This window comes from Streptomyces sp. 13-12-16, assembly GCF_002114215.1.
Taxonomy (GTDB): Bacteria; Actinomycetota; Actinomycetes; order Streptomycetales; family Streptomycetaceae; genus Streptomyces.
This window is the reverse complement of record NZ_NCTE01000140.1, coordinates 1-17,076: the sequence shown is the minus strand read 5'-3', so window position 1 is coordinate 17,076 and position 17,076 is coordinate 1. Positions and strand designations below refer to the sequence as shown.

General features: G+C 71.2%; 17 protein-coding genes and 2 pseudogenes. 11 read left to right on the top strand and 8 right to left on the bottom strand.

From position 1 onward, the window contains the following. The first annotated feature begins 90 nt into the window (after nt 1-90). The gene (locus B7767_RS06445) at nt 91-1,701 is read left to right on the top strand and encodes a glycoside hydrolase 43 family protein (protein ID WP_085571306.1); all 1,611 of its coding nucleotides are present in this window, start codon (nt 91-93) and stop codon (nt 1,699-1,701) included. Nucleotides 1,702-1,781: 80 nt separating this feature from the next. Here the strand turns inward: B7767_RS06445 and B7767_RS06440 are convergent, their stop codons facing one another. Continuing rightward, on the bottom strand, nt 1,782-2,795 hold the full coding sequence (locus B7767_RS06440; protein ID WP_179167047.1) for a LacI family DNA-binding transcriptional regulator: 1,014 nt from the start codon (nt 2,793-2,795) through the stop codon (nt 1,782-1,784). A gap of 208 nt (nt 2,796-3,003) precedes the next feature. On the opposite strand from B7767_RS06440, the gene B7767_RS06435 reads away from it, so the two are divergent. Next, complete coding sequence (locus B7767_RS06435) at nt 3,004-3,969, top strand: glycoside hydrolase family 6 protein (RefSeq protein WP_085571283.1); 966 nt, start codon at nt 3,004-3,006, stop codon at nt 3,967-3,969. Between the two features lie 261 nt (nt 3,970-4,230). On the opposite strand, the gene B7767_RS06430 is transcribed toward B7767_RS06435, so the two are convergent. Further along, nucleotides 4,231-5,445, bottom strand: a complete 1,215-nt coding sequence (locus B7767_RS06430) for a glycosyltransferase (RefSeq protein ID WP_085571282.1) — start codon at nt 5,443-5,445, stop codon at nt 4,231-4,233. Beyond that, complete coding sequence (locus tag B7767_RS06425) at nt 5,442-6,242, bottom strand: MerR family transcriptional regulator (protein WP_085571281.1); 801 nt, start codon at nt 6,240-6,242, stop codon at nt 5,442-5,444. The genes B7767_RS06430 and B7767_RS06425 overlap by 4 nt, the downstream gene beginning before the upstream one ends. Nucleotides 6,243-6,396: 154 nt before the next feature. Here B7767_RS06425 and B7767_RS06420 point away from each other — a divergent pair, with 154 nt between their 5' ends. Continuing rightward, the gene (locus tag B7767_RS06420) at nt 6,397-6,594 is read left to right on the top strand and encodes a hypothetical protein (RefSeq protein ID WP_143652245.1); all 198 of its coding nucleotides are present in this window, start codon (nt 6,397-6,399) and stop codon (nt 6,592-6,594) included. 98 nt (nt 6,595-6,692) lie between these two features. On the opposite strand, the gene B7767_RS06415 is transcribed toward B7767_RS06420, so the two are convergent. After that, entirely contained in the window at nt 6,693-7,421 is a 729-nt protein-coding gene (locus B7767_RS06415; protein ID WP_085571279.1) for an SDR family oxidoreductase, read from the bottom strand. Between the two features lie 20 nt (nt 7,422-7,441). Here B7767_RS06415 and B7767_RS06410 point away from each other — a divergent pair, with 20 nt between their 5' ends. The 4 genes and pseudogenes from B7767_RS06410 to B7767_RS46160 all read left to right on the top strand — a co-directional run bounded on the left by B7767_RS06410 (nt 7,442) and on the right by B7767_RS46160 (nt 9,502). Further along, nucleotides 7,442-8,077: an NUDIX hydrolase gene (locus B7767_RS06410; RefSeq protein WP_306297943.1), complete on the top strand. Its 636-nt coding sequence runs from the start codon at nt 7,442-7,444 to the stop codon at nt 8,075-8,077. 81 nt (nt 8,078-8,158) lie between these two features. Then, a complete protein-coding gene (locus B7767_RS06405; protein WP_085571278.1) occupies nt 8,159-8,824 on the top strand; it encodes an MSMEG_1061 family FMN-dependent PPOX-type flavoprotein in 666 nt (221 codons plus the stop codon). A 76-nt stretch (nt 8,825-8,900) separates the two neighbouring features. Next, nucleotides 8,901-9,230 (top strand): annotated as a pseudogene (locus tag B7767_RS46165) (DoxX family protein); the annotation flags it as partial. A 17-nt stretch (nt 9,231-9,247) separates the two neighbouring features. Continuing rightward, nucleotides 9,248-9,502 (top strand): hypothetical protein, encoded by a 255-nt coding sequence (locus tag B7767_RS46160; RefSeq protein ID WP_256923342.1) that lies wholly within the window; start codon nt 9,248-9,250, stop codon nt 9,500-9,502. Between the two features lie 75 nt (nt 9,503-9,577). Here B7767_RS46160 and B7767_RS06395 read toward each other — a convergent pair whose 3' ends face one another. Then, on the bottom strand, nt 9,578-10,285 hold the full coding sequence (locus tag B7767_RS06395; RefSeq protein WP_085571276.1) for a GNAT family N-acetyltransferase: 708 nt from the start codon (nt 10,283-10,285) through the stop codon (nt 9,578-9,580). 433 nt (nt 10,286-10,718) lie between these two features. On the opposite strand from B7767_RS06395, the gene B7767_RS06390 reads away from it, so the two are divergent. After that, nucleotides 10,719-12,545 (top strand): glycoside hydrolase family 3 protein, encoded by a 1,827-nt coding sequence (locus tag B7767_RS06390; RefSeq protein ID WP_085571275.1) that lies wholly within the window; start codon nt 10,719-10,721, stop codon nt 12,543-12,545. Between the two features lie 258 nt (nt 12,546-12,803). Here the strand turns inward: B7767_RS06390 and B7767_RS06385 are convergent, their stop codons facing one another. Both B7767_RS06385 and B7767_RS06380 read right to left on the bottom strand, forming a co-directional pair. Continuing rightward, on the bottom strand, nt 12,804-13,409 hold the full coding sequence (locus tag B7767_RS06385) for a hypothetical protein (RefSeq protein WP_085571274.1): 606 nt from the start codon (nt 13,407-13,409) through the stop codon (nt 12,804-12,806). After that, nucleotides 13,399-14,685 (bottom strand): MFS transporter, encoded by a 1,287-nt coding sequence (locus tag B7767_RS06380; RefSeq protein ID WP_085571273.1) that lies wholly within the window; start codon nt 14,683-14,685, stop codon nt 13,399-13,401. Before B7767_RS06380 ends, B7767_RS06385 begins: the two co-directional genes overlap by 11 nt. A gap of 54 nt (nt 14,686-14,739) precedes the next feature. Between B7767_RS06380 and B7767_RS06375 the strand changes: the two genes are divergently transcribed. From B7767_RS06375 to B7767_RS06365, 3 genes are all read left to right on the top strand, one after another. Next, complete coding sequence (locus B7767_RS06375; RefSeq protein WP_085571303.1) at nt 14,740-15,483, top strand: helix-turn-helix transcriptional regulator; 744 nt, start codon at nt 14,740-14,742, stop codon at nt 15,481-15,483. Nucleotides 15,484-15,782: 299 nt separating this feature from the next. After that, nucleotides 15,783-16,157, top strand: coding sequence for a hypothetical protein (locus B7767_RS06370; RefSeq protein ID WP_085571272.1), 375 nt, complete (start codon nt 15,783-15,785; stop codon nt 16,155-16,157). 207 nt (nt 16,158-16,364) lie between these two features. Next, nucleotides 16,365-16,730, top strand: coding sequence for a helix-turn-helix transcriptional regulator (locus B7767_RS06365; protein ID WP_085571271.1), 366 nt, complete (start codon nt 16,365-16,367; stop codon nt 16,728-16,730). 35 nt (nt 16,731-16,765) lie between these two features. Here B7767_RS06365 and B7767_RS06360 read toward each other — a convergent pair. After that, nucleotides 16,766-17,076 (bottom strand): annotated as a pseudogene (locus B7767_RS06360) (hypothetical protein); the annotation flags it as partial.

The following is a 17,076-nucleotide window of genomic DNA, read 5'->3' as shown; positions in this document are numbered from 1 at the left end:
TCATCCGGAATGCTCGACAAGTCGTACCATGTTCGATATTTCGAACGCGACAGAGCCACTCCGACCGATGAACTCGAGGTGAACACCTCCATGGATCTGTCATGGTCGCATCAATTTCTCACCCGTCGCCGCACGCTCGCGGCCGCCACCGGTCTGGCCGCCGGCGCCCTCCTCCCCCCTGGGCCCGCCCTCGCGACCGCGGCGCAGTACACGAACCCGGTGATCTGGCAGGACTTCGCGGACATCGACGTCATTCGCGTCGGCGACACCTACTACGCCTCGGCCTCGACGATGCACTACTCGCCGGGCGCGCCCGTTCTGCGGTCGTACGACCTGGTGAACTGGGAGATCGCCGGCCATTCGGTACCCGTCCTCGACTTCGGCGCCAAGTACGACCTGAACGGCGCCCGCGGCTACGTCAGAGGGATCTGGGCGTCGTCACTGGCCTACCGGCCCAGCAACAGGACCTTCTACTGGCTCGGCCAGATCGACTTCGCCCGGACGTACCTCTACACCGCCACCGCGGTGGAGGGACCGTGGAACAGGCTGACGACGATCAGCACCCCCTACTACGACGCCGGCCTGCTCGTCGACACCGACGACACCCTCTACGTGGCGTACGGCAACACCACCATCAGCGTGGCCCAGCTCTCGCCCGACGGCCGCAGCCAGGTCCGTGCGCAGGAGGTGTTCAGGACACCGTCCGGCGTCGGCACCCTGGAGGGCGCCCGGTTCTACAAGATCAACGGGCAGTACTACATCTTCCTGACCCGCCCCGCGAACGGCCAGTACGTCCTCAAGTCCTCGAGCGGCCCCTTCGGCCCGTACACGATGCGGCAGGTCCTCCTCGACCTGCGCGGACCGATCCCCGGCGGCGGCGTCCCCCATCAGGGCGGGCTGGTGCGGACGCAGAGCGGCGCCTGGTACTACATGGCCTTCGTCGACGCCTACCCCGGCGGCCGCGTGCCCGCCCTGGCACCGGTCACCTGGACGGCGGACGGCTGGCCCGTCGTACAGCTCGTCAACGGCGCGTGGGGCACCACGTACCCCAGTCCGGCCGTACCCGCTCCGCCCCGCCAGGTCACCCCGATGACCGGCGTCGACACCTTCGACGGTACGACCCTGAAACCGGGATGGGAGTGGAACCACAACCCCGACAACACCAAGTGGTCGGTCGGCAACGGCCTGACCCTGCGGACCGCGACCGTCACCCATGACCTCTACTGGGCCCGCAACACCCTCACGCACCGCATCCAGGGCCCCACCTCCACCGCCACGGTCCAGCTCGACCACTCCGCGATGCGGGACGGCGACCGGGCCGGGCTCGCGCTGCTGCGTGACTCCTCCGCCTGGATCGGCCTCAAGCGCGACGGCGGTGCGACACGGGTGGTGACGGTCACCGGGCTGACCATGGACAGCAACTGGAACACCACCGGCACCGGCACCGAAACCGCGAGCGCGCCCGTCTCCGGCGGCCGCGTCTGGCTGCGCGCGAACGCGGACATCCGCCCCGGCGCACCGCGCCCCGGGACCTTCTCCTACAGCACCGACGGCATCACGTTCACCCGTCTCGGGCCCGCCTTCTCCATGGGCAACGACTGGCGGTTCTTCATGGGCTACCGGTTCGCCCTCTTCAACCACGCCACTCAGGCCCTCGGCGGCGCGGTCCGCGTCACGCGGTTCGAGGTGTCCACACCCTGAACCGGTCCATCGACCGCACCGCGCCGCGTCCGGGAGCGACCCGTCCGGACCGGGGCCCGCCCCTCCCGGACGGTGAGGAGTCAGGCGCTGGCCCGGACGGCCAGGCGGGTGGGGAGGAGCAGCGGAGTGGGGTCCTGCCCGTTGACGAGCGCGACGAGCATGCGCGCCATCTCCCGTCCGAGAGCCTCCACAGGCTGATGGACGGTGGTGAGCGGCGGATCGGCGATCCGGGCGACCGTCAGGTCGTCGAAGCCGACCAGGGCGACGTCGGCGGGGACCCGTCGGCCGGCCTCCCGCAGGGTGCGCAGCGCTCCCGCCGCCATGTTGTCGTTGGCTGCGAACACTCCGTCCACGTCGGGGTGTCCCACCAGCAGCGCGGCCATGGCGGCGGCTCCGCTGCGCTCCGTGAAGTCCCCCTCCAGCGGCGGGAACGGATCGAGACCGGCGCCCAGCATGGCGTCCCGGTAACCGCGGTACCGGGCGCGCCCGGCCTCGGTGTCCAGACGCCCGCAGATCACGGCCACGCGCCTCCGGCCGAGTGAGACCAGATGCTCGGTCGCCTCGCGCGCTCCGCCGACGTTGTCCACGTCCACGTACCACCGGGGAGCCGAACCGACCGGGCGCCCGCCGAACACGACGGGCATCTGCGCCTCGTCGGCCATCCGGGTCAGCGGATCGTCCTCGCGCAGCGCCATCAGCATCACACCGTCCGCGCCCCTGGACCGCAGGAGCTCCTCGACCCGCTTGCGGCCCCGGTCGGAAGCGGCCAGGCACAGCATCAGATGCAGGTCCGCCTCGTCCAGGGCGGCCGACGCCCCCACGATCACCCGGGCGAAGAACGGGTCGGCGAAGATCGACGGGTCCTCTCCCGAGACGACCAGGGCGGCCGCCCCCGTCTGACGGGTGGCCAGCGCGCGGGCGGTCGGATTGGGTACGTAACCGAGTTGCCGCACGGCCCGTTCGACAGCCTCGCGCTTGGCGCGGCTGACGTGCGGGGCGTTGTTGAGGGCGCGGGAGGCCACGGAGCGGGAAACACCGGCGCGTTCGGCCACCTCGTCGAGCGTCGGTTGCCGACGCGGCACTGCTTCTGCCATGGCTCGTGAGTCTTTCACAGGCGGGGAGCGCTCAGGGACGCAGAGGTGGGACCGCTTCCAGTGCAGTGGGCCCACGGACCCACACTCCCCCTGTGAAAGTCGAATGCTGCGCCGACCATTGACAGCTCAATCACCCGCCCACACGATTGGGACCGCTTCCAGTGGGAGCGCTCCCAAAACACGCCTCCTCTGAAACCGAGGTACTGTCTTGAGCCGCAGACTCCGCACCCTGATGGCAGCGTTCTGTGCTCTGCCGCTGGCGTTCGCCGCCGCGCCCTCCGCCCACGCGGCCGACCCCACCACCATGACCAACGGGTTCTACGTGGACCCCGACTCCAGCGCGAGGCGGTGGGCGGCCGCCAACCCCGGCGACGGCCGGGCCGCCGCGATCAACGCCTCCATCGCCAACACCCCGATGGCCCGCTGGTTCGGCTCCTGGAGCGGCACCATCGGCACCGCGACAGGCGCCTACGCCGGAGCGGCGGACAACCGGGACAAGCTGCCCATCCTCGTCGCCTACAACATCTACCACCGTGACTACTGCGGCGGGCACTCCGCCGGCGGAGCCTCCTCGCCGTCCGCCTACGCCAACTGGATCGCCCAGTTCGCCGGAGGCATCGCGGCCCGCCCGGCCGTCGTCGTCCTCGAACCGGACTCCCTCGGAGACTACGGCTGCATGACCCAGGCCCAGATCGACGAACGCGAGGCCATGCTCACCGGCGCCCTCGCCGAGTTCAATCGTCAAGCCCCCAACACCTGGGTCTACATGGACGCCGGCAACCCGCGCTGGGCCGACGCGGCGACCATGGCCCGGCGCCTCCACGAAGCCGGCCTCCGACAGGCCCACGGCTTCTCGCTCAACGTCTCCAACTACATCACCACCGCCGAGAACACCGCCTACGGCAACGCCGTCAACAACGAACTGGCCGCCCGTTACGGCTACACCAAGCCGTTCGTCGTGGACACCAGCCGCAACGGCAACGGCTCCAACGGCCAGTGGTGCAACCCCTCCGGCCGCCGCATCGGCACGCCCACCCAGAAGGGCGGAGGCGCCGAGATGCTCCTGTGGATCAAGACCCCGGGCGAGTCCGACGGCAACTGCGGTGTCGGAACCGGCTCCACGGCCGGCCAGTTCCTCCCCGAGGTCGCCTACAAGATGATCTACGGCTACTGATCCAGGACTCCCGCCGCCCGCACAGGTGACCGGGCCGCACGAAGCACCGACCGCGTCGTGTGCGCCAGGACGCTCGATCCCGCGGCGAAGCCGCACCGGAGTGTTCAGGTGTGGCTTCGCCGTGAGCAGGCGCGGCTTCGCCGTGTCACCGACGCCCCCCCCCCCCGTGACAGGGGACCCCGGGTACCTGTTCCGACCAGGTCGAGGACCGGGCCCGGGCTCCTCGCTCGAGACGGGACGCGCGCGAGGAACGGATCGGCGTCATCCCCCGGTCATCTGCTGGATGGCCTTGAGTGTCTTCCGTGCTCCGTTCTCGGCCGCCATGTGGTGTGCCGCTGTCGCGGCGGCTCGGCTGTACGACTGCTGTTTCACCACGTGATGGAGGGAGTCGGCGAGCCGTTCGGCGGTGAGGGACCGGAAGGGGACGGGGTCGGTGGCGGCGCCGAGGGCGGCGAGTCGCCTCGCCCAGAACGGCTGGTCCGCGGTGACCGGCACGGGGACGGCGGGCACTCCGGCGCGTAGCGCGGCGGCGGAGGTGCCGGCCCCGCCGTGGTGGACCACCGCGGCCAGCCGTGGGAACAGCAGGGCGTGCGGTACGTCCCTGACAGTGAGCACGTCGTCCCCGTCGGCGGTGAGTCCGGCGCTCCCGGATTGCAGGATGCCGCGCAGTCCGGCGCGGCGCAGGGCGCGCACCGCGATCCCGCTCAGTCGTTCTCCGTCGCCGGACGCCATGCTGCCGAAGCCGATGAGGACGGGCCGGGGTCCGGCGCTCAGGAAGTCCTCAAGCTCGTAAGGGAGTCGCTCGGCCGGGTCGTGATGGGGCCACCAGTTGCCCACGACGTCCAGGCCGGGGCGCCAGTCGGCGGGGCGGGGCACCAGGGCCGTGCTGAAACCGTGCAGGACGGGCCAGTTCGCTTGTTCCTGTCGTCGGCGCACCTCGGAGGGGGAGGCCGGAGGGAGAGCGAGGCGGTGGCGCAGTTGTGTGACGGCCCGTGCGTAGACGCGGTCGGCCATCCGCAGGGCGAAGCGTCCGGCTGCCCGGTTGGCGAGCCGGCCCAGTGAGCGGGAGCCGGTCACGACGGGTGGGAAGTCGCCGGTCGGTGCGGTGGGCTGGAGGTACACGCCGAGGCTCGGTGTGCCGGTGGCCTCGGTGAGGTGCCAGCCGAGGGGGGCCGTGGTGGTCGACAGCAGGAGCAGGTCCGTGCCCTTGTCCACCGCGTCGGCGAAGCCCTGACCCAGTTCGGTGATGAAGGCTGCGGCGGCCCGCATCAGGTCACGTTTGCCCGTGACATCGCCATGTCCCCGTGTGTCGGCGGGCAGACCACGGAACTCCAGCCCCGCCTCGCGTGCGAGGGGTGCGAAGGTGTCGGTGGCGGCGAGGGCGACGTCGTGGCCGGCCCGGCTCAGTTCGGCGCCCAGGCCCGTGTAGGGCGCGACGTCGCCGCGCGATCCGGCCGCGGCGATCAGGATCCTCATCGGTTCTCCTCGGAACCGGTGCCGTCACCGGCGTGGCGGGCCGCGTTGGCGTGGACCGCCTCGCGCGTGTAGACGGCCAGGCCCGGGCGTTGCTGCGAGGGCGGTACGACCAGGGCGAAGGCGCGCGGGTCGGCGACGAAGTCGTCCGCGATACGCCGGTGCATGTCGGGCGGGCAGGAGGTGAACCAGCGTGCGATGTGCAAGCGGTGTTCCTCGGCGAGGTCCATGGCCCGCTCGCCGCAGCTCGGCTCCCCCTCGTCGAAGACCGCGAGCAGCTCCGCGCGCCAGGCGGCGGCCTCGCCCATGAGCCGGCGCCAGTCCTCCTTGGTGTGGGCGTCCGCGCGCGCCATCGCCTCGCGCTGTCCTTCCGAGTGCGCCCACTTCAGCTCCGCCTCGGTGGCGTAACTCAGGTCGAAGGCGATCTCGCCGAACACCTCGAAGCGTTCTTCGGGAGTCAGGGGCACGCCGGTCTTCTGGACCTCGATGGCCCGCTCCGCCACCTCGGCCAGCCGCTGCAGCCTGGCGATCTCCTCGTGCAGCTGCCGCTGCCGGGCCCGGAGCCGCTCCAGGGGGTTCACCTGCGGATCCTTGAAGAGCGCGGCGATCTCGTCGAGAGGGAAGCCGAGCTCGCGGTAGAAGAGGATCTGCTGGAGACGGACCAGGTCGGCCTCGTTGTAGAGCCGGTATCCGGCGTGGCTGCGGTCACTGGGCGAGAGCAGTCCCGCCTTGTCGTAGTGATGCAGCGTACGCACCGTCACCCCGGCGAAGGCCGCCACCTGCCCCACGGAGTAGCTCATCCACCCGTCCCTTCGTCGGCACACAGCCTCGAGCCTGACGTAGGGGGAGGGTCAACTCGCGCTCGGCCGAGGGCATGGCGAGGGCCACGTGCACAGGGGTGACCGCGTCGCTCGCGTACTGCCGCTCGGACGCCGCGGCTGCCCCGACGGGATCGTGACCGACGTCCCGGCCCGCGACCGCGGCCACGCACGCCGCATCGTGGACGCACTGGTCGGCCGCCTCCGCACGGCGGGCATCCACTACGCCCAACTGCACGCCGGTACGGCCGGAAGGCCGGTCTGCGAAGCCGCGGGCTTCGTCACGGGCAGCTACCCGAGCATGGACCTGGTCACGGCTCCGCCCGCCGGATGAGAGGACTGCCGAGCCGGTCGGGAACTGGAGCCGCCTCAACGCCCACGGCCCGGGCGGCCTCGCGTCAGCCGTCGTACGGCGACGTACGAGTGCGCGGGTCAGACCTGTTCGAAATGGAACGCCTTGATGAAGCAGTCACGAGGTTGAGCGACGGCGAAGAGGATGCACTCCACGAGGGACTGCGCGGTGAGGGCGTCCTCGGCTGCGCGCGGGGTGGTCTCCCACTCCTCGGAGAGCGGATCGGCGTTGACGAAGTCGGGCGGGTAGAGCGAGATCACCCGGACTCCTTGAGCGCGCAGGCGCTTGGAGAGGATCTCGGTGAACCCCGTCTGGGCGCTCTTGGCCGCGTAGAAGGCGTCGTGCGCATCGGACCGGTGGTGGCCCGGCGTTCCGCACGCGGAGACCATCGTCACGACATCCGGCTTGTCCGAGTTGAGCAGGAGAGGGAGGAAACTCTTCGTGGTCAGGACGGTGCCCGTGGCGCCGGAGGCGATGGTGTCGACGACGTCCGCGTCGGTTGCGGACAGCAGGTCCGGCCCCGTCAGGTAGCGAGAGCCGTTGTTGATGAGTACGTCGACACGGTTCGTGCGTTCCGCGACGCCGGAAGCGAAGTCGCGGATCGAGGCGGGCTCCGCCAGGTCGCAGGCGAAGGCGTGCACCCGCTGATGGCCGCGATCGCGGATCTCGTCGCGGACTCGCTGGGCGGCGGCGAGGTGACGTGCCGAGAGGAACACCTCGGCGCCGAGGTCCGCGAGCCGGAGGGCCAGGGTCCGCCCGAAGTCCCGGCCGGCGGCCGTGATGACGACGCGGTGATCGTCCCATCTCATAGTGGTGTCGTTCCTGGTTCGTGGATCGGCTGGTTCGGGTACATCGCGGCGCCCGCGGCCTGCGGCGCAGGCAGCCGGTCCCCGGCAGCTGGTCACCGACCACGACGACTCCGGCAAGCCGGGCGAGGGCCCGCTCTACGCTACCGGTCACGCCCACTCACAAACGGTCGTTCACCGTCAACGATGATATCCAGGTCCCCGTCCCCGGCGCGGACGAGGTCTGGACCGTCGGCGCTGTCATCCTCGACCGGGAGGGTCGTGCCTCTGCCCGGAAGCGGAGTTCGGACCGTCGCCTGTTTCCCGGGGCCTGGGACATCGTGGGCGGTCATGTCGAGGAGGGGGAAACGCTTCTGGAGGCTCTCGCACGCGAAGTCGAGGAGGAGACCGGCCGACGACCGACCCACGTGCGGCGGTTCCTCGGCACCACGACCTGGACGGGGGACGACGGCGGCGGCCTGCGTCACGAGGCCGACTACCTCGTCGAGGTGGACGGCGGCCTGGACCACCCCAAGCCGGAATGGTCCAAGCACTCCGCCCACGACTGGTTCGGCCCCGACGATCTCGCCCGCCTCAAGGAGAACTGCGGACCCGGGCAGTTCATGATCCACGACCTCGTTGCACGTGCCGTCGAAGACCGCCTGGACTCGCCCTCCTGACGTGCGTCGGAGGTCCTTCGGCGGGAACCCTGTTCCGGTTCTCCGGCTCGGGTCACCAGATCATCTTCTAGGGTCGCCCATATGATGATCGATACCGATGCTGCCGCCTCGCTTTTCGATTCCCTCCGGGCGGACGCCCTCACCAGCCCGGAGCGGTTGCGTGAGCTCTACCCGCAGCCGAACCCGAACGCGCTGCGCAAGGAGACCGACCGCCTGACCGAGGAGGCCCGGGCGCTGATCGGCTGCTCCTCACTGGTGTTCATCGGCAGCGCGGACGCAGAGGGCCGGGCGGACGTGACACCGCGCGGCGGCCCGGCCGGGTTCGTCTCGGTGCTGGACGGGCAAACTCTGGTCGTCCCCGACGCGACCGGCAACAAGCGGCTCGACACCCTGCACAACGTGCTGGAGACCGGACGCGTCGGACTGCTCTTCCTCGTCCCCGGCCGCCCGACCACACTGCGCGTCAACGGCCGTGCCTGCGTCTCCGCCCGCCCGGAACTGCTCGCCCGACTCACTCCCGTCGGAAAACCACCGGTCACAGCGCTTGTGGTGCAGGTCGAGCAGGTCTATCCGCACTGCCCGAAGTCACTGATGCGCGCCAACGCCTGGCGACCCGAGCAGTGGCTGCCTGCCGACGCCCAGCCGACCAGCGCCGAGGTGACCCTGGCCCAGCTGAACCTGCCCGGCCTGACCCTGGACCAGATCGAGGAAGCCGAGCAGGAGTCACTGCGCCTGCGCTACGAGTGAGAGTCGTCGGCTTACCAAGCCGATCACCGCGACGCGGATCGGCTTCGGATCGGTGAGGGTGATCAGGGAGTTGACGATGAACGTCGCGCTGTGGATCACCGCCGGAGTGCTCACCGCTGTCTGTCTGGTGGGCAGTTCCAAGATGTTCGTGCCGCAGGAGAAGCCGGCCGCGGTGGGCTCCTCCGCGCAGTGGGTCCTGGAGTTCAGCCCCGGCGCTCTCAAGGCCATCGGCGCCGTCGAGCTGCTGGCCGCGGTCGGCCTGGTCCTGCCCGCCGTGCTCGGCATCGCGCCGGCGCTGGTGCCGCCGGCCGCCACCGGACTCGTTCTGCTCTTCGCCTGCGCGCTCACCATGCGCCTGCGCCGCGGCGAGAAGGCCACCATCACCGGCGACCTGATCTACCTCGCCCCGGCGGCCTTCGTCGCGTGGGGCCGTTTCGGTCCCACGCCCTTCACCGGCTGCCCACCGCCGACCTCGTCGACCGGTACGGCACCGAACTCCGCGTCTGCGACCTGCAATTCCGTCAGTTCGGCGGCCACCGCGGCTTCGCGGGACCGGTCCGTACGGTCTCCTGCCACGAGGACAACGGCCTGCTCCGCGACCTGTTGCGCACCCCCGGCGACGGCGCCGTCCTCGTCGTCGACGGCGGCGGCGTCGTCCCCCTCCCCACGATTGGGTAGCCAGTGGTTCTGAAAACCTCCGGCTGGTCGTTCGCGGTCACCGCGGCGGGCGGTGCCCACGAGCCGCGGGGGCCCTCAAGGCGTGCGGAACCCCCGAAAGGTCACCTGCTTGCGGGTTTCGAAGCCGAGCCGCTCATACAGGCCGATCGCGCCGGTGTTCGTCTCGGCCACGTGCAGGAAGGGACGTTCGCCGCGGGCCGTGATCCGCGCGGTGAGCGCGCGGACGAGACGCGCCGCATGACCTCGTCCGCGCGCCTCGGGAGCGGTGCAGACGGCGCTGATCTCGGTCCAGCCCGGAGGCCGCAGCCGCTCCCCCGCCATCGCCACCAGCGTGCCGTTGTCACGGACGCCGAGGTAGGTGCCGAGCTCGCGGGTGCGCGGCCGGAACGGTCCCGGCCGCGTCCGCGCCACCAGGTCGAGCATCTGGGGCACGTCGTCCGCGGTGAGCTCGACCACTTCGGTGCCGGGCCGGACGGGAGGGTGACCGGGCCGGCCCTCACCGCGCCGGATCATCTGCCGGCCCTCGAGACGGAAAACCGGTTCCCAGCCGGACGGCGGAGTGGCCGGGGAGCTGAACATGTCGGCGAATTCGCCCGGACCGAGCAGCTCGGCCAGGTCGTCCCAGTCCGGCGCGTCCGCGTCCGCGTCGACGGACACCGCGGAGAAGGTCGTCACCTCCGGCAGGTAGGTGACGGCCTTGCCGAGTCGCCGGGCGAACCGTGCGTGAGGGCCACGGAGTGACCGGCCCACCGGGTCGTCGAGTGCCGAAGTGCCGTGCGTCATCGCGGTGTCGCACCTTTCAGGACGTGCTCCGGAACCAGGGCCACGGCACCCGGCGGCAGGGGCGCCCGGCTCTTGCCGCCCCGGCCGTCTCCCGCGGGTCGGCGGGTCTTGCGATCATAAACGCACGTCCCGCGGGAGAGTCGGGGCGGGCACGCCCGGCCGGGCACCGACCGCACCGGGGACCGGCCCGAGATCACGGACTGCGGCCGGAGCACCGGGTGTCCCGTGGATCACGGGAAGCGGTGTGCTTCACGGATCGGCCCAGCTCAGGGCGACCGTGCGCACGGCAGGAGCGCCCTCAATCCTGTCTAGACCTATTTTGTCTAGACCTCTTGCCCCGCCTGTGACCCGCGGGCTACGTTTCCGGCTGTTCGGAGTCCTTCGCGTTTCCTTCAATTCCCTTGATGGGCAAGGCTGGAAGGAGCATGTCCGCATGCAGGACCGGAATCTGTCCAGACGGACCGTTCTCGCCTCCGCGACCGTGGTCGCCGCGAGCGCGACGGGCGTCGTGGGCGTGGCGGCCGCCCCCGCGGCCGCGCACGGGCGCGACGGCCGCCTCAAGAGGATCATCTCCGGGATGAGCGTCGAGGCGAAGGTCGGCCAGCTCTTCGTGCCGTACTTCTACGGTGCGTCGGCGACCTCTCCCAGCCAGTTCGACCAGGACCGCAACCTCAGGGAACTCGGCGTCCGCACCGTGGCCGAGCTCATCGCCGAGTACCACGTCGGCGGGGTCATCTACTTCTCCGGCTGGACGAACAACATCCAGGACCCCCGCCAGGTGGCGGACTTGAGCAACGGTGTGCAGCGTGCCTCGCTCGCCCTGCCCACTCCCGTTCCGTCCCTGATCTCCATCGACCAGGAGCACGGGGTCAACGTCCGTATCGGCAGCGGCGCCACCCAGTTGCCGGGCGCGATGGCGCTCGGCGCGGGCCGCTCGCTCTCCGACGCGCGCACCGCCGGACGGATCTCGGGCACCGAACTCGCGGCCCTGGGCATCCATCAGAACTTCGCCCCGGTAGCCGACGTCAACGTCAATCCGGCCAACCCCATCATCAACGTCCGCTCCTTCGGCGCCGACGCCCGCGCGGTCGGCCGCATGGTGGCGGCCCAGGTGACGGGGTATCAGCAGGTCGGCGTCGTGGCCTGCGCCAAGCACTTCCCGGGCCACGGGGACACCGGGGAGGACAGCCACACCGGACTGCCCGTGATCACCCACACCCGCGAGGAGTGGGAGCGCGTCGACGCCCCGCCCTTCAGGGCCGCGATCGCCGCCGGCGTCGACTCGATCATGACCGCGCACCTCCAGGTCCCCGCGCTCGACCCCAGCAACGAACCGGCCACCCTGTCGCCCACGATCCTCCAGGGCGTGCTGCGCGGCGAACTCGGCTTCGACGGCGTGATCGTCACCGACGCCCTCAACATGCAGGGCGTGCGCACCAAGTACGGCGACGACCGCGTGCCCGTCCTCGCCCTCAAGGCCGGCGCCGACCAGCTGCTGTTCCCGCCGGACATCGGCGTCGCCTACCACGGCGTCCTGGCCGCCGTGCGCAGCGGAGAGATCACCGAGGACCGGCTCGACGAGTCGGTCCTGCGCATCCTGCGGGTCAAGGACAAGGCCGGCCTGCTCGACGGCAGCCCCTACGTCTCCGCGAAGGAGGTCGACCGGGTCGTCGGCGCCCGCGGGCACCGGCGCGCCGCCGCCCGGATCGCCGAGCGCACCACCACCCTGCTGGTCAACGAGGACGGGGCGCTCCCGCTGCGCCGCGGTCAGCGGAAGCTGCTCGTGGTCGGCGCCAGCCCGGCCTTCCCGACCGACGACACCCGCACCACGGTGCCCGAGCTGGCCAAGGCGTTCGGTGAACTGGGCTACAGCACCACCCACCTCGCCACCGGCCGGGCGCCCGACGCGGCGAAGATCGACGAGGCCGTGGCCGCCGCACGGGGACGGGACGCGGTGGTGGTCACCACCGACAACGTCGGCGCCACCAGCGCCCAGCGCACCCTGGTGTCCCGGCTGCTCGCGACGGGCGTCCCCGTCGTCCACCTCGCGGTGCGCAACCCCTACGACATCGCCCACCTCGGCGGCGTCCCGGCCTCACTGGCCTCCTACTGCTGGACCGAGGTCGAACTGCGCGCCGCCGCCCGGGTGATCGCCGGCCGGGTCGAGCCGCGCGGCAAGCTGCCCGTGCCCGTCCAACGGGCCGACGACCCGTCCCGGGTCCTCTTCCGCACCGGGCACGGTCTGTCGTACGACGACTGACACCCGCGCCCCCGCGCGGCGTTCGGCCCCGGTGCCCCCTGGAGGGGGCACCGGGGCCGGCCCGGCAGGGCCTCCGTGGGCGACCCCTGCTCCACGGGGTCGCATGCCGGGGTTCCCGCCGTACCCGTCCTGTCGCTGATCATGCGCGGCGCTCTGCCGCAGGGCACTGACGGACCCCCGGGGCGGGCTTCCGCTCGCGTCGCGGCCGCCCTGCGGAGTCCGCGGTCCCCGGCTCCGGCGGCGAGCGCTCGTGTCCGGTCACGTCGCGGAAGGACTTCGGCGTTCGGGCCAACTTTCCACGAGGGAGCGGTAGTCGGCGAAACGGGGGCCGGGGACCGTGTCCTGGACCGGCTGACCGTTCAGCCGGCATATTCGGAAGGTGTCGCTCTCGGTGTCGAGCAGACAGCACACTCCGCCGCCGGCGGCGGTGAGGTCGGTGAACACGGTTCTGACGCTCGCGGATCGTTCGAACAGCCGGCTCATCCCCGACGTGGCCGCCGTGAAGTCCAGCAACGCGAAGCGCGGGTGGCGCTCGGGCGCGAACCGCACCGTGAGGCAGATGTATCCGATCTGGACTCTCCCGAGCTCGTCGGGTTCGACGTCGCCGTCGTGGTATTCGCGGACCGCCTCGTCGACGCCGAACATGATCGAGGTGTCGAGCGAGAGGCTGTCGGCTGTGGAGCAGTCCACCGGTTCGCTCTTGAAACAAGAGGTGAACGGGACGACGATCCGGTCGCCGTCGGGCAGGGTGACCGTGAGCGGTGGCACTCGATGTGCCGACGGCGCCCGTTCGGTGAGTTCGAGCAGCGTCCTGGTGACGTTCCGGGCAGGCACGAAGATTTGGTAGCTGTGGTCAAGCCCCATACGCATCATCCTTTTCCGTCGGACCGGGCCTTCCCGTGACATGCCCGTACGTGTTCGGGGCCTGCGTATCTTCTGGGAGGCGTGCGGGCTCCGGCGAGCGGTTCTCCTTCCGGGCGCCCGGTCGAAGCCGTTCACGTCCCGGCACGGCGGGCTCGGGCAGGGCGTGGAAGAGGAGCCAGTTCAGGGCGGGCATGGCGATCAGGGGGGTCAGCGCCGTCCGCAGGGAGGTGGCGTCGGCCAGGTGTCCCAGCAGGGGGCTGACCAGGCCGCCGGCGCTGACGGTGAGGCCGAGGGTCACGCCGGCGGCGGTGCCGACCCGGGAGGGCAGGTAGTCCTGGCCGAGGGTGATCTGCAGGGAGAAGGGGACGTACAGGCCGACGGAGGTGAGGGCCACGAAGAGGAACACGGCCGGACCGGGCACGTGGACCACTCCGGCGACGGCGACGGCCGAGAGCAGGTAGGACCACCGCGAGACGCGCACCCGGTCGTGGCGGTCGGCCAGGAAGCCGCCCAGCACCGAGCCGACGGCCCCGCCCAGGAACAGCAGGAACAGGGCCACGGTTCCGGCGGCCGCGCCGCTGTGCGTGCGCTGCTGGACGTGGAGCGAGATGAAGGTGCTCAGGCCGACGAAGACGACGGAACGGGACACGACCGCCAGGGACAGCTTCACGAACGAGGCCACGTCGTCGGTGCCCTTGGCCGGGGTCGTCCCGGAGGCACCGGCCGCTCGCGGGCCGAGCATCCGGAGCGTCGGCACGCACAGGGCGACGCCGACGAGCGCGGGCAGGACCAGCAACGGGGTCCAGCGCAGCGAGCCGTGACCGATGACGGCCGAGACCATGACCGGTGCCAGGGCGAAGCCCAGGTTGCCGCCCAGGGAGAACCAGCTCATGGCGCGGTGGCTGCCCCGGCCGGCACGTCTGGCGACACGGGCGGACTCGGGGTGGTAGGCGGCCACACCGACCCCCGAGATCGCGACGAACGTCAGTGTGAGCCCGTACGAGCCGCTCAGGCCGCTCAGCGCGATGCCCACGCCGCCCAGCAACGTGCCGGCCGGCAGCAGCCACGGCATCGCCCACCGGTCGGTCAGCACGCCGAAGACCGGCTGGGCGACCGACGACAGCAGCGAAGCCGCCAGCACGATGCCGGAAGCGACGGCGTAGCCGTAGTCACGTTCGGCCACGAAGAACGGGATCAGCGCCGCCACGGCGCCCTGGTAGACGTCGACGCAGGCGTGCCCCACGGCCAGCAGGAAGATCGGTGTGTTCCTTCGCACCTCCCCATGCTGGGCGGCCCGGCCGGCATCCTGCTTTCGATAAAATGCCAAGTGATGCAGAAAGTCCGCCACACACCCGTCGCGCCGACCCGGACCCAGCGTCTCGCCTCCGGGGGCGAGATCGACGCCCACCGCCATGACGACCACCAGATCGTCTACGCGGGCCGGGGCACGATCTCCGTCACCACCGACGCCGGCTCATGGGTGGCTCCCGCCACCCGGGCGCTCTGGATCCCGGCGGGTACCGTCCACCGTCATCAGGCCCACGGCGAGCTCGACCTCCACCTCGTCGGCCTGCCCGCCGCGGTGAATCCCCTCGGTCTCGACAAGCCGGCCGTCCTCTCCGTCAGCCCCCTCCTCCGCGAGCTGATCATCGCCTGTACGCGCACCCCCGAGGACGACAGCCCACCCCACCGGCGCCTGCGTGCCGTCATGCTCGACCAGCTGAAAACCGCTCCCGAGCAGCCGCTGCACCTGCCCGCCCCGACCTCCCCCCTGCTCCGGAAGCTGCACGACATCCTGCGCGCCGACCCGGCGGACAACCGCTCACTCGACGAACTCGGCCGGCAGATCGGTGCCGGCGCCCGCACGCTCTCGCGTCACCTCCGCGACGACCTCGGCCTCACCTACCCCCAATGGCGCACCCAGGTCAGGCTCCACCACGCGCTGGTCCTCCTGGCCGGCGGCACCCCCGTCACCGCGGTCGCCCACCGGTGCGGCTGGTCGTCCGCCAGCACTTTCATCAGCGTCTTCCGCCGCACCTTCGGTCACACCCCCGGCTCCGTCCCCACCCCCTGACGCACCACGCGGCGGTCACGGCCGCGTCCGGAGCACCCGGGGCCCGTGGGGCGCCGGCGACGACGTCGTCCCGACCGTTGTGGACCGCACGCTCTCGTGTGGCACCGCGGTAACTTCTCGGACCGATCCCGGTCGAACAGCGGCTCCCCGGCGCAAGCATCCGGTCATTAGGGGTCACCCCCAAAAACCCGTCCCCTCCGGCCGGTGCCACCTGCCTACGGTGCCACCGCGGCCGGGGCGGGAACCACCGCCCGTCGAGGCCGACGCAACCCGTGGAACAACAGATGAGGGAGACGTCCATGGCAACTGTCGAAGTGTCGCTGAAGGACATCATGACCGCCGTCGAAGGGTCTCTCGGAGCGGCCGTCGTCGACTACTCCAGCGGCATGGCCCTGGGGACGCTGGGCGGGGGCAAGGACCTGGATCTCACCGTCGCGGCCGCCGGCAACACGGATGTCATCCGGGCCAAGCTGCGCACCATGGAACTGCTGGGCCTGACCGGCCAGATCGAGGACATCCTCATCACGCTCGAAAGCCAGTACCACGTCATCCGGCCGGTCAGCGGGCGCAACGGCAACGGGCTGTTCCTGTACCTCGTACTCGACAAGTCCCGGTCGAACCTGGCGATGGCCCGCCACCAACTCAAGCGGGTCGAAGAACAGCTGGAGGTGTGAACGACCCTGGAACCGGGCCGACGCGCGCCCATGATGTGAAGACTTCTTCAAGTCACCACATCAACATGGTCCCAATCCGTGGATGCGCGCCCGGCCGAGCAAGAAGGATCGGATCCGAAGGACAGCACATCGTGCGGCGGCGCGTCCGTGAGGGCGCTGCCGCCGCACCGTGGAGAACATCCCCGATGCGGCAGGGAGTGCGCGCCCATGCAAGTCCCCCTCTACCAGGCCAAGGCGGAGTTCTTCCGCATGCTGGGACACCCGGTACGCATCAGGGTCCTGGAACTGCTGCAGCACGGGCCCGTGCCGGTACGGGACCTGCTCGCCGACATCGACATCGAACCGTCCAGCCTCTCGCAGCAGCTCGCCGTGCTCAGGAGGTCCGGCATCGTCGTCTCGGTGCGGGAGGGCTCCACCGTCCGGTACGCCCTCGCCGGCGGCGACGTCGCCGAGCTCCTCCGCGCGGCCCGCCGGATCCTCACCGAACTGCTGGCCGGCCAGAGCGAGCTCCTGGCCGAACTCCGGCAGACCGACGCACCCGTGGCGTCGGTCCCCACGAGCAGGCGGGGCTGAGAGGGCCACCGGACCCGCCGCCCCGCTCGTGCCCGTCACAGGTCGGCCGGTGCGTCCAGACCGGTCAGGGCGCCCACGGGGTCCGGGTCGGGGGTGCCGCGGGGCCACCAGTCGTCGTGGTCCGGCTCGGACTCGTAGGCGTACCACAGGTGGTCGCGGCCGAGGCGGAGCTGGACATGGCCCCGCGGGTGGGTGAGGCGGTTGCGCCAGGGGCGGAAGGCGGGGAGGTCGGCGGCGAGGAGGAGCGGACGGGCGCGGTCGAAGCGGCCGGCCGGCGGGTCCCAGGGCTCCTCGAGGACGGCGAGGCCCGTCGGGCCGCCCTGGCGCCAGGCGGCGACCGCGCGCG